Annotated in this window: 9 protein-coding genes; 7 read left to right on the forward strand and 2 right to left on the reverse strand. The window is 46.4% G+C overall.

The features are described 5' to 3' along the window. Nucleotides 1-145: 145 nt before the first annotated feature. Nucleotides 146-1,330, reverse strand: coding sequence for a FecR family protein (locus D9Y29_RS08175; protein WP_127126888.1), 1,185 nt, complete (start codon nucleotides 1,328-1,330; stop codon nucleotides 146-148). A 48-nt stretch (nucleotides 1,331-1,378) separates the two neighbouring features. Then, complete coding sequence (locus D9Y29_RS08180; RefSeq protein ID WP_127126890.1) at nucleotides 1,379-1,969, reverse strand: RNA polymerase sigma factor; 591 nt, start codon at nucleotides 1,967-1,969, stop codon at nucleotides 1,379-1,381. Nucleotides 1,970-2,072: 103 nt separating this feature from the next. Between D9Y29_RS08180 and D9Y29_RS08185 the strand changes: the two genes are divergently transcribed. From D9Y29_RS08185 to D9Y29_RS08215, 7 genes are all read left to right on the forward strand, one after another. Further along, entirely contained in the window at nucleotides 2,073-2,687 is a 615-nt protein-coding gene (locus D9Y29_RS08185) for an RNA polymerase sigma factor (protein ID WP_127126892.1), read from the forward strand. A gap of 83 nt (nucleotides 2,688-2,770) precedes the next feature. Further along, the gene (locus D9Y29_RS08190; protein WP_127126894.1) at nucleotides 2,771-3,961 is read left to right on the forward strand and encodes a FecR family protein; all 1,191 of its coding nucleotides are present in this window, start codon (nucleotides 2,771-2,773) and stop codon (nucleotides 3,959-3,961) included. Nucleotides 3,962-4,242: 281 nt separating this feature from the next. Continuing rightward, nucleotides 4,243-7,632, forward strand: a complete 3,390-nt coding sequence (locus D9Y29_RS08195) for a SusC/RagA family TonB-linked outer membrane protein (protein WP_164735312.1) — start codon at nucleotides 4,243-4,245, stop codon at nucleotides 7,630-7,632. 16 nt (nucleotides 7,633-7,648) lie between these two features. Then, nucleotides 7,649-9,109, forward strand: coding sequence for a RagB/SusD family nutrient uptake outer membrane protein (locus tag D9Y29_RS08200; protein WP_127126898.1), 1,461 nt, complete (start codon nucleotides 7,649-7,651; stop codon nucleotides 9,107-9,109). A gap of 19 nt (nucleotides 9,110-9,128) precedes the next feature. Further along, entirely contained in the window at nucleotides 9,129-9,902 is a 774-nt protein-coding gene (locus D9Y29_RS08205; protein ID WP_127126900.1) for a hypothetical protein, read from the forward strand. A gap of 32 nt (nucleotides 9,903-9,934) precedes the next feature. After that, the gene (locus tag D9Y29_RS08210) at nucleotides 9,935-12,244 is read left to right on the forward strand and encodes an ABC transporter permease subunit (protein WP_127126902.1); all 2,310 of its coding nucleotides are present in this window, start codon (nucleotides 9,935-9,937) and stop codon (nucleotides 12,242-12,244) included. A 23-nt stretch (nucleotides 12,245-12,267) separates the two neighbouring features. Then, on the forward strand, nucleotides 12,268-13,200 hold the full coding sequence (locus D9Y29_RS08215; protein WP_206513740.1) for an ABC transporter ATP-binding protein: 933 nt from the start codon (nucleotides 12,268-12,270) through the stop codon (nucleotides 13,198-13,200). Nucleotide 13,201: the final 1 nt, after the last annotated feature.

Below are 13,201 nucleotides of genomic sequence, written 5' to 3' on the forward strand. Positions count from 1 at the left end.
CGCTACACTTTCCGGCTTCATTTTTTGATGAATGGATTTTAGCTGAAGTCTGCGTTCATTGATTGAGTTGGAATTTTGAGGTTAACAAAAGAGGATCAGGTCTGCTGGTTACTGGCAGATGATGTTTATTGGGAAGGCAAAATGATTAACGGGCAGAAACGGTCAATCGTTGTTTGTCGCCAATTGCTTCCAGGCTGAATTTCACCGGGTAGCTGCTCATGATCTCGAGGAACTGGCTGGCTTTTAGTTTTCTTGGTATATCTCCTGTAAAATCGAATTCGGGAATATTTCCAGTGTACACAACTTCAACATCGTACCATCTTTCAAAATCATTCATTACCGTATTGAGAGATGCATTGGTATAACTGAACAATCCCTTTCTCCAGCTGGTTACATTGTCTGCATTGAATCCCCTGGTGTTAATCTCCTGACTGTTCAAAATGGCCTGGCTGCCGGGTTGCAGGACCACCTGCTGGCGGGAATTTGTATTGATCACCTTCACACTTCCTTCCAGCAGTGAAGTACTGATGGCGCCGGGAAGGTAGCTGTTGATATTGAATTCAGTGCCCAGTACTTCCACTTCCTGGTTGCCTGATTGCACAATGAAAGGTTGTTCCCTGTTTTTCTTAATATCGAAATACGCTTCGCCTGTAATGCTAACCTTTCTTTGTTTGCCGGTGAAATTTACAGGAAAACTCAGGCTGGATGCTGCATTGAGCCAAATTATCGAACCATCGGGAAGACTTACCTGGTATTGTCCGCCTTTCGGCGTACTGATGGTATTGTAAATAGGCTCATCAGTTTTTTCACTTCCGCCGGTAACAGCATAAAAAAGTTGTCCATCCGCATTTTTCTGAATGTTCACTCCATTTTCCATGGCGAGCTTTCCATTTGGAATATCGTCCAGTGGGATTGTCCTGCCGCCGGAAAGCGTAAGCGTTGCTTTGTTACCGCCTGGTGGTAGATCAATTTTAGCAATTACCGGTGGTGTCTGGTCCGCAGGTTTATCTTCCCGGTTCATTAGAAAGAAGGTGGCCAGTCCTGCTGTTGCCACTAATACAGCGGCTGCTGCTGCATACCTGCGGAACCTGTGAACTTGTGCGGGCCTGACTGTTAGATCCAGTCTTCGTTCCAGCGCTTCACGGAATACAGCTGGTGGAGGTTCATGATCAGGATTGTTTGCATCCATTTCAGCATACAGCTCCCATGCGGCTTCCAGCTCGTCTTTGCCAGCCTGTTTTACCCAGCTAACAAATTCTTCCTGCTCTTCAGGCGTGAAGGAAGCTGTTATGAATTTCTTGATAAAACCGGCTCTTTCAGATTGCTCCATAATACTATGACACGCCAGGGAACAGATCGGACCCCCGGGGTAAAAAAATTACAACATTCTTATCAGCACCATCAACAGTCCGGCGGAGATGCCGCCCTGGCGATGGATATATTCCCTGATAAAAGCGATAGCGGCATACAATTGTTTCTTTACCACATTCTTTGAAATGGAAAGCCGTGAAGCGATCTCGTCCAGCGACAAATTCTCTTCCATGCGCAACAGGAAGATTTCTTTTCTCTTTTCTGTGAGCTGTCCAAGCGCTTCCTGGAGCAAACGTTTGTAATCTTTGGAATCGATAAGATCTGAGGTAGGATTTTCGGATATGCTTTCAGTAGCGCTTCGCATCCTGAGCACTTTTTTCTCAGTATTCATTTTGCGCAGATGGTTCAACAGCATGTTCCTGGCTGTTCTGTAGAGATAAGGTTTCAGCTGGCCGATCTCATTCAGTGATGTTCTGTTTTCCCATATTTTTACAAATACATTCTGGAGGATCTCTTCAGTAGTTTCTTTGTTCTGAATAAAAAGGAAGATATGCCTGTACAATGGCTTGTAGTAGTAGCTGTACAATAAAGTGAATGCGTGCCTGTCGCCTCCGGAGCATCTTGATTTTATGTATTGCTCATCCCAGTCTGCCTGCATGGTGATCACTTTGATTGGTCAGTCAAGTATACAGAAAAAATCATCTTCCCATTTAATTTTTTTTGTCATAGTTTGCAGGAACGAACCAAAACTCTGGCGCTGATTGCCCCAAAAACTGCAATACAATCCACAGGAATTGTTGCTCCGTGTAGCAGCAGGAGATGAACAGGCTTTCCACCAGTTGGTACTCCGCTACTCAGAAAAAGTCTTCTTTCATGCTTTCCATTTTTTAAAGACCTGGCATGCTGCCGAGGAAACCACCCAGGATATTTTCCTTCGTATCTGGCAGAAACGGGAAAAGTTGAGTTCTGTGGAGGACTGGGACAAATATCTTTTCATTGTCAGCAGGAATTTTCTCATCAACGGACTTCAGAAGAGATCGCAGTCATTCGAGTCTACAGATACCTGGCATTCACTGGCGGTTTCCAGCAATCCGGCAGACCAGGTAGAGAACAAGGAGCTGGGCGCATTGCTGGAAAAAGCCATTGAGCAATTACCCGAACAGAAGCGTGTGATCTTCCGGATGATCCACCAGCAGGGACTGAGCCAGGATGAAGTGGCGCAGTCACTGGGCATTGCCACGCGCACGGTTCGCTGGAACCTGGTGTCTGCCGTAAGCGGTATCAGGGATTTTCTTCACAGGCATGCTTCCGGCGACCTCTTTTTCATGCTCCTGTTTGTGGCCGATTCTGTTCGCAGAAAAAATATTTTACACTAGAATTGCCGCTTTTTCTCCGGTACCCTGTCTTTATCCTCTGAGCACAGGAACTGTAGCGTTTTCCATAATAACATTATTCTATTATGTCAGACAAGGAAGGTTTTTTATCACTGTTGAACAAGTATGTGACTGGTAACATCACTGCGGAAGAGGAAAAGGTATTCCTTTCCCTGGTACAGGAGCATGCCGATGATCCGGTGCTGGAAGAAGCCTTGTGGGAAAGCTATCGGCAGAGTGCAGACCTGGAATTCTGGACTGATGATTACCGGAAAGCTTTTGCCGGTAAGATCATACAAAAGATCCATGCAACTGAAAAACAAGAAAAAGTAACGATCATTCCTTTGCGGAGAAGATTTCCGCGTATGGCGGTGGCTGCGGCTGCGGCAGTGCTGGTGTTGCTGGCAGCAGGCGCTTACCTCTGGCTGCAGTTCCGGAACGTTAATAAAGATCCCCTGGCCATGCAGACAGACCTGCCGCCCGGTAAAGACGGCGCAATACTTACATTGAGCGATGGAAGGAAGATGGTGCTGGACAGTCTTGGCAATGGAATGGTGGCAAAAGAATCGAATGCAGCTATCATACTCACTGATGGTAAACTTAGTTACACTCCTGCAGATCAAACGACAGAAAAAATTACCTACAATATCATGAGTACACCAAAGGGAAGGCAATTCCAACTGGTGCTGCCGGATGGCTCTAAGGTATGGCTCAATGCAGCGAGTTCTATCCGCTATCCCGTTGCGTTCAGTGGTAAACAAAGAATGGTGGAACTGGAAGGCGAAGCTTATTTTGAAATAGCTCCCGACCCCCAAATGCCTTTTACAGTAAAAGTGAATGAAGGCAATGAAGTGGAAGTGCTTGGCACCAGGTTCAATGTGAACGCATATTACAATGAAGCGAATATCGCCACCACCTTGCTGGAAGGATCTGTTCGGGTGAATGCCGGTACTCAATCGGTGATACTGAAACCACGTCAGCAGGCCCGCTCGGATCGTGAATTACAACGATTGCTGCGCGAAGATGCAGACATCAATAAAGTGCTTGCCTGGAAGAATGGTTACTTCGATTTCAATAACGAAGGCCTGCAATTGATGATGCGTCAATTGGAGCGCTGGTACGATATAAATGTTCTGTACGAAGGAAAAATACCCGATATAGTTTTTCAGGGAAAAATGGACAGGAACGTTCAGCTATCTGATGTTGTCCGTTTCCTGACGATGTTTGGGATCAAGACCAGGTTGGAAGAAAGGACTCTGATTATTTCCGGATCATAAATGCAAGGCATGTAATACCTGGGTTCTTCTGTTGAGGAGTTGTTTATTAGTCAATACAATTTTTGCACGGCAATGAATGCCGTTGAATATGCGTTAACCGAAGCAGCATAAAAAACCGTCACGTGTACGAGACGCGACGGTGAAAAGTTCCGGTTGATTCGAGATAACAGTTTACGTATTAGTCTAACAACCAAAACATGATGCAATTTATGCAAAAATCCCTTCATGGGTACGGGCCTGCCTGGAGGAGGCGCCGGTGCCTGACCAAAACACTGATGGTGATGAAACTCACAATTGTACTACTGACCACTTTCATTTTCCACGCCGGCGCCAAAGGGCTGGCGCAAAATGTTACTTACTCAGGGAAAAATGTTCCGCTGGAAACAGTATTTACGGAAGTGGAAAAACAGACAGGTTATTTTTTCCTTTACACAAAACAAACCTTGCTGAATACACAGCCGGTGAGTTTCTCCGTGAAGGAAATGCCTTTGCCGGAATTCCTGAAAAAGATTTTCGAACGTCAGCCCCTGACGTATACGATCGCAAGTAAGACCATTACTATCACACCGGCTCCGGCAGAGACGGAAAAACAGCAAACGACGGAGAAAATGCCGGTGATCATTCCTCCGGTAACTATTTCAGGAAGGATCACCGATATGAATGGCGCAGCTTTATCCGGCGCATCGGTTACTATAAAAGGTACATCGAAAGGCGTATCTGCGGGTACAGATGGCCGTTTCATTTTGTCCAATATTCCCGATGATGCATTGATCGTTGTTTCTGCAATTGGTTATCAAACCATCCATGTACGTATTCTGAATAATTCTCTGAACAGGGTGGATGAGAAGGGGAAAGCTGAATTGATTGGCAAAGGTGGATTGACGGATCAACTGATCCGTCTTCAACGTGGCACCAGTCAGTTGGACGAAACCGTGGTGATTGCCTATGGCACCACCACCAGGCGTATGGCAACAGGCAGTATCGGCACTATCAAAGGTGAAGACATCAGCAGAACACCTGTAGCTAATCTGCAGGAAGCCATGCAGGGCAGGATACCTGGTGTTAATGTGATATTCAACAATGGCAAACCCAACTCACCGGTAAAAGTGCAGATCAGGGGAAGGAATTCCCTGAACCCTAATTCGTACACAGATCCTTTGTATGTGTTGGATGGTGTGCCCCTGAATCCGCTTGCCCACCAGGAAACGATGGGACAAACAGTACCCGGCTATACTTCAGGGCCGGTACAGGCCGGCATGATGTATAATGGCGGAGAGAATCTCCTTGCTTTTCTCAATCCTAAGGATATTGAAAGTATGGACTTTCTCAAAGATGCAGACGCCACTGCCTTATATGGTGCGCGTGCCGCAAATGGCGTTATATTGATCACTACAAAAAGAGGAAAGCCGGGACCCACCAGGGTGGATGTCAGTTCCAACTTTGGCGTGGTCACTCCAACACGTAAGATCAAACTGATGGGAACGGCTGATTACCTGGCCATGCGAAGGGAAGCATTCAAGAATGATGGTATTACGCCAACCCTTGATAATGCGATCGACCTCGTCAAATGGGACCCTGACAGGCAGGTGGACTGGCAGGATTTTCTGCTGGGGACCGGAACCAGCCAGGCTTATAATCTTACGGTATCCGGAGGTGTAAGTCAAACCAATTACAGGTTCAGTGCTAATTACAATGAAACAGATCAGTTGCTGAATTTTTCGGGCAAATCAAAAGCAGGTGGATTGGGTGTTAACATCACACACAGAAGCACCAATCAAAAATTACAACTTGTTTACAACTCTATCCTCGGATTTACGGATAATACAACCTATGGCGTGGATGCCGAGGCCATCTTTTTACCCCCCAATGCTCCTGATGCATTCACGAAAGATGGCAATGCAAATTTTAGTGAATGGCGGAGATTGAATTCCAGTGCATATCCGTTTGCCGGTTTGTTCCTGAGTAACCCGAGCCAGACTGCCACATTCACAACCAACCTCAGCTTCAGTTATGAACTGCTTCCGGGCCTTTCTGTGAGTATGACCGGTGGCAATGTTTTCTCCGATAACAACAATTCGAATTTCAGGCCACTGGCGGCTCAGGACCCTGCATTTTTTAGGTTTTCCGTGGCCTACTTCGGAAAGACCACTAACAAAACGATGAATTTCAATTCTGGGCTGCAGTACAGTAAATATTTTGGAAAGGGAACACTGGCTGTGAGATTGGCAGCAGAATATACAAAGCAAACTTCCAAAGCTGTGGTTTCTTACGGTATGGGATACCCGAATGATAATATGATGAAGAGTATCAATAACGCCATGATACGCAATACCGGTGAAAGCTTTGCTGAAGCCCGGACTATCAGCACGCTGGCAACGGTGAGATATGATTATGAAAACAAGTACGTACTGAATGTTAACCTTAGGAGGGACGGTTCTTCCAAGTTTGCTCCCGGCAGGCAATTCGGGAATTTTGGTTCAGTCAGCGGATCCTGGATACTTTCCAATGAAAAATGGCTGGAAAGATTATTGCCGAAATGGATCAGTTCCCTGAAACTGCTCGCTACTTATGGAACCACAGGATCAAGTTCAACCGGAGACTACGAGTACCTTAGCAGGTGGAGTATTAATGGTTCAAATGGGGAACGACACCCGGACTATGGTAATACTCCTTCCATCAGGATCAACCAGCCTGTGAACCAGCAATTCCAGTGGGAGTCTACATCACAGGTGAACTATGCTGCTGAGATTGCATTCCTGAAGGATGCGCTGGTTTTGAATATAACCCATTACAGGAAACTTTCAGGCAATCAATTGCTGGAAATACCTACTCCGGAATATACAGGCTTCACCTCAGCACTGGGGAACCTGGATGCACTGGTACAAAATACGGGCTGGGAGTTTTCTCTTAACGGAAGGTTTTCTGTATCAAAGGACCTGTCTATCGGACTGGCGCTGAATATGGATCTTCAAAGGAATAAATTGAAGGAGTTCCCTGATCTCGAAGAATCAGCCTATGCCCAATCCTATGTTGTGGGCAGTTCTATCAGTAACCAATACCTGCTGCATTATACAGGTGTGGACCCCTTCTCCGGGCAGCCTGTGTTTGAAGACAGGAGCAAAGACGGATACGTTGCGCAGTACGACAGGTACCCATTGCTGGACCCGAGGTCTGACCTATACGTTGTGATCAATACTGATGACGCTAAATACCAGGGCGGCCTGCAACTGGTGGTAAACTGGAAGAGTCTGGAGTTCAGCACCGGCATGACTTTCAGGAACCAGATAGGCGCTATTCCATACCTGACCGGAGCAATGGGCGTTATGAAGAATTTTTATCTGCCGGAAAAAGAAATGAACAAAGTGTGGAGAAAACCAGGAGACATTGCCTTGTATCCACGATTCACTACCAATCCCGTCAATGAGATCGCAAGGTCCGATGGTTATTACTCAGATGCATCCTATATCAAGTTCAACCAATTGTCTGTATCCTACAGTTTGCCTGTGGCCTGGCTCAATAAAGTCCATATGAAGGATTGCAGGATCAGGATAGCTGTGAACAATCTGGGATATATCACGCCCTACAAAGGGCTTGACCCGGAAACACAAATGTCGTTGTATTCAGGTCCGGTCCAAAGACTGGTCTCAACAGGAATTTCCGTTGGCCTTTAAACTTCAATCGAGCTTTATGCAAATACAATTCACAACAAGAAAGATCATATGGATGCTCTTGCTTTTTTCAATGGCGTCCTGCAAAAAAATAGTTGATATCGATTCTCCCATAGATACCATTACTACAGAGCAGGTATTCAGTAACAATGAACAGGCAGAATGGGCGCTGGGCGGTGTGTACAGCCTAATGATCAATGGAGAGGTGCCATATCAGACGGCTGAGCGGTCTTGTTTTTCCGCCGGCCTGTCTTCCTTCTGCGGCTCCATGTCTGCGGATGAAGCTCATCCCTGGACACAACATGGAGGGTCTTCTGAATGGATGATGAGCAGTAACTCCATCAATGTATTGAACTCGTTCCTCTCTAATGATCTCTGGAGGTCTTGCTACCAGGTTATTTACGATGCCAATGCCATTGTTGAAGGCGTTGCTGGCTCCGAATCGGACCTGCTCACAGACAGCGCCAGGAAACAACTGACAGCAGAAGCAAAAGCCATCAGGGCCTTCAGTTATTTCTACCTGACGAATTTTTTTGGTGAATTACCCCTGGTGCTTACTATTGATTATAATCAAACGAAAAACCTGGGCAGGTCGCCCGTTTCCCAAATCTATCAGCAGATCATCAATGATCTTACCGAAGCAAGTGCTGATCTCCATGAGGATTTCAGGGCAAGCAACGGAATGCGGACGCGTATCAGCCGGTGGGCCGCAGAAGCGTTGCTTGCAAGAGTATACCTGTTTGCCGGTCAGTATCAGAATGCTATCAACAGCGCCACCAATGTGATCAATAAAAATGAACTCTTTTCTCTTGAGCCGGATCTGAACAAAGTATTCAAAGTGGATAGCAAGGAAGTGATCTGGCAATTGTGCCAGACAAATCAATATGGAGAAACCTGCACGCCGGATGCCAAATTATGGCTTCCACTCTTTGGTTTAGGTACTGGTTCGTACACAATCTACCCGGGCTTACTGTCAGCATTTGAGGCAAACGATAACAGGCGGACCAGTTGGGTGGCTGAGCATGAGAATAGCTCAGGACAAATGATCTATATGCCGTATAAATACAAGAATAAGTCCCAAACAGGAATGAATGATGAAAACTCCGTAGTACTGCGCCTGGCAGAGATGTTCCTCATTAGAGCAGAAGCTGCCATTCTCCTCAATGCCGGCAATACCTCAATTGCTATCGATGATCTGAATAGGGTAAGGGAAAGAGCAGGATTGGATCCCCTTCCTTATTCACTCACCACTGCACAGGTAATTCAGGCAGTTGCGGACGAAAGAAGAAAAGAGTTGTTCACTGAATGGGCGCATCGCTGGTTTGATCTGAAAAGAACCGGAAAGGCAGTGGATGTACTTAAACAGGTGGATTTCAAAAATCCATGGAAGGGAGATTACCAGTTGTTGTACCCCCTTCCCATCAGTGAGCTGAAAGTAAATTTTTCCCTGTCACAGAACCCCGGATATGACAGACCCTGATCAGTAAAAAAATTAGATTATGAAACATTCGATCTTTTCAAAATATTGGACAACCGGATGCTGCCTTACATTATACTTTTCGTTGCTTGGCATTGCAGCGGGAGGCTGTAAAAAGCAAAAAGAAGTATACGCGGAATTTGCCGTATTGCGGCTCTATGGAGCTTTTCATGCTTATAGTCCCGTAGTGGTAAGGCTTTCGGATAACGAACCTTTCAGTTATAACTGGGCAGTGGATATCAATAGCCAGGGTGAGGAAAGGCGACAAAGTATTCACGAAGACAAGCTGCCTTTTACACTGCATGCAGTGCCCGATACCATGCCTGGTCACAAGCCAGCATTTTCCATGATGCTCAACCTGGAGAAAAGATCCAGTTATTCCTTCATTGCCGGCGGGCCGGTAGCATCGATGGATACGATGTTCATCAAAGATGATCCCCTTCCTTACTTCGAACCAAAGGATAGCGCATATGCCCTCAGGTTCATCAATTTCATTTCCGGAGCGCCTGTGAACATCATTCAGAAAACGGCCACAGATAAAGTGGTTGCAGCCAACCTGCCCTATAAGGGAGTGACAAAGTTTATAACGATACCGGTTACACGATCTTTGGATTATATGACATTCGAAATGCGGGATGCAGCTACCGATGAACTATTGGCCACTTATTCCAAAGAAGTATGGCCATTGGTAGGAAATCAGCAATACCTCTACAGGGTTTACTCGGTAATGCTCAAAGGGGCCAGGGGTACCACAGGATACAGTGAACCCGGATTTACGTTTTCTAAACTATACTAATGCAATAGTATCCACTAATCTTACCATACATAATGAGAATCATTTTTAAAATCGCAAAGGCGGAATTGCGTAACCTTTTCTATTCGCCTGTTGCCTGGGTGATCTTTGTTGCCTTTTTGATACTGGCAGGCATACAGTTCAGTGATCTCCTGGTGAATGTTGCCTCACAGCAGCAGTTCTACCAGGACAATTCGAAAGACTGGAAAGGCTTCGACAAGCCGCTAAGTATGCTACTGTATGATGGCGCCTACAGTTACCTTCTTGAAAATCTTTTCCTTTTTATCCCACTGCTCACCATGGGGGTTATCAGCCGGGAGATACAGGGCGGCACCATCAGACTACTTGGATCTTCACCTGTGCGTACCCGTGATATCGTGCTGGGTAAATACCTGGGACTGGTGATCTACAATATGGTCCTGCTGCTGCCCGTGGCATTCCTGATGATTGCAGGCTATTTTTCAATCGTACAGGCAGAGTACAAGATCTTCCTGAGCGCATTGCTGGGGATCTTCCTGCTCTCATGTACCTATTCTGCGATCGGCTTGTATGTTTCCAGCCTCACCACCTACCAGGTGGTAGCAGCTTTGTGCACTTTTCTATTATTTATTGTGCTGGCCAATATGTCTATGTTCTGGCAGCAACATGATTTCTTCCGCGATCTCAGCTGGTTCCTGAATATTGCAGGAAGAGTGGACAGTTTCCTGGGCGGATTGATCACCACCAATAACCTCGCTTATTTTTTCCTGATCATTTTCCTGTTTACAGGCTTCACTTTCCTGCGATTGCACAACCGGCAGGAATCAGGAAAATGGTATTTTTTCTTTGCACGATATGCAGCGCTGCTGGTAGTGGTGCTCGCGCTCGGCTACATCAGCTCAAAGCCACGTTTAATCGGATACCTGGATGTTACCAGGGGCAAGGTGAATACCATTCATCCAACCATAGAGAAAGTGGTGAAGGAACTGGGTGACGAACCACTGAAGGTTACGTTCTACTCAAACCTCATGCATCCCACAGGTGGAAATGGATTCCCTTCTGCCCGGAACGCTTACCTCTGGGGAGTGTGGGGCAAATACCAGCGGTTCCATCCAAATATCGATTTCGATTTTGTATACTACTATGATCTGATGGATGATGATACCATGTTCAGGAAAACTTATCCTGGTAAAACACTTGAAGAAGTAGCAAAAAAGTTCATGAGTCTGAACGGACTTCCGAAATCCATTTTCAAAAAACCTGCTGAGATCAGGAAAATGATCAACCTGCAGGATGAAGGTCTAAGGTCCGTGATGCAACTGGAGTATAAAGGAAAGAAAACATTCCTGAGGACCTTCGATGATTTCAAATTCTGGCCGGACCAGGACCAGGTAGCGGGGGCCATCTCGATGCTTACGAGAGACAGTATTCCACAATTATATTTTTCTACCGGTCATTACGAACGTAGTCCGTTCAAGTCCGGAGAAAGGGAATTCAGTGGCCAGGCAATGCTGAAATTAAGCAGGGGGGCTCTGTTGAACCTGGGTGCAATAAGCGATACCCTGAATCTCAGCAATCGTAATATTCCCGGCAAAGGCATATTTGTACTGGCGGACCCGAAATCCGCTCTGTCACCGGCTGAACAGGAAAAAATAACCCAATACCTCAATGCCGGAGGTGATGCTGTTTTCTATGCAGAGCCTGGTAAGCAGTCCATGCTGAACCCTGTTTTGAGAACGATAGGAGTGGAGCTGGAAGATGGCATCATTGTGAAGCCCAACAAAGATGAAATGGCGCATATAGTTTGGCCTGAGATCACGGATACCGCTAAATACATGGCAGATGAAGAAGTCCTTTGGAAATTCCGGTACGAAAAAGTGCCGATTCTACTCTGTTTTCCGGGATCAGCCAGCATGAGATATGAAGAAGCCAATGGCTTCAGGATCGAGCCCATCTTTGAAATTGCCGATACAGCCGGAACCTGGAGGGAGCGCGGACTGTTTGTACCCGATTCCGCTGCACCCGTTTTTTCTCCAATAGAAGGTGATGTGAAAGAGAAAAAATATGTGACGGGTATTAAGATGACGCGCCAGATCAATAACCGGGAACAAAGGATCATAGTCACCGGTGAGTCTGATTTCATGAGCCTCATCAGAGGCTCCGGGTCAGCCTGGAAGAATGCTGCATATAGCTGGCTGCTTCGAAATGAATATCCCTTCTATTTCAACTATCCCGCACCGGTAGATCAGCTGCTTTCCGTTAGAAGGAAAACTTCGGAAAGGATCAGGTGGGTCTTTGTGTACCTGCTCCCGGGTATTGCCATTGCCTCTGGGGCCATCCTGCTGATCAGAAGAAAGCGTAAATAATTTTTAAACTCATACTAAGCATAATGAGCACAATCCTGAAAATAGAAAATCTGTCGCACAAATACAGCAGCTCCTGGGCTGTGCGCGATATCAATATCGACCTTGACCAGCACGGAGTGGTTGGACTTCTCGGTTCCAACGGAGCAGGTAAGTCAACCATCATGAATATTGTTTGCGGCGTGCTGAAACCCACTGAGGGCCGGGTTTTGATCGATGGCATAGATATCAGGCAACAACCGGAGCGGGCCAAAGCAAAGCTGGGCTTTTTACCACAGATACTGCCGCTATACCTCGATTTCACCGTTGAAGAATATCTTACCTACGCAGCAGATCTTCGCTTTATCCCCAAACAAAAAGTGAAGGCTGCTGTGCATGAGGCCATGGAAAAATGCGGTATCGGGCATTTCAGTTCGAGGCTGATCAAGAACCTTTCCGGTGGTTATCGGCAGCGTGCAGGCATTGCGCAGGCTATCATACACAAGCCAGAGCTCATCATCCTGGATGAGCCTACCAATGGTCTCGATCCCAACCAGATCATCGAAGCCAGGAAGCTCATCCGGGAAATTGCAACAGAACATACAGTACTGCTCAGTTCACATGTACTGTCTGAGATCAATATCCTATGCCGTGATATCATAATGATCGAAGGAGGCCGTATCGTTTTCTCAGATACGATGGATGCTTTTAATAATTATGTACAACCGCAGACACTGCTGGTGCGCCTGGAGAATATGCCTGCGGAAGCCGCATTGATGGCCATTCCCGGCGTTACCAAACTGCAGTTTCTGGCAGATAAACAGGTGAGGGTCTATTTTGAGGATGGCGCCGATATCGCTGAGCTGGTTGTTGCCGCCAGCATTCAGCAGAACTGGAGGCTAAAGGAGATCAGCTATGAGAAGTCATTGCTGGACGATGTGTTCAAACAATTATCCACTCAATCCATACCAACCAACTGAT

The sequence above is a fragment of the Pseudoflavitalea rhizosphaerae genome (assembly GCF_003991355.1).
Lineage (GTDB): Bacteria > Bacteroidota > Bacteroidia > Chitinophagales > Chitinophagaceae > Pseudobacter > Pseudobacter rhizosphaerae.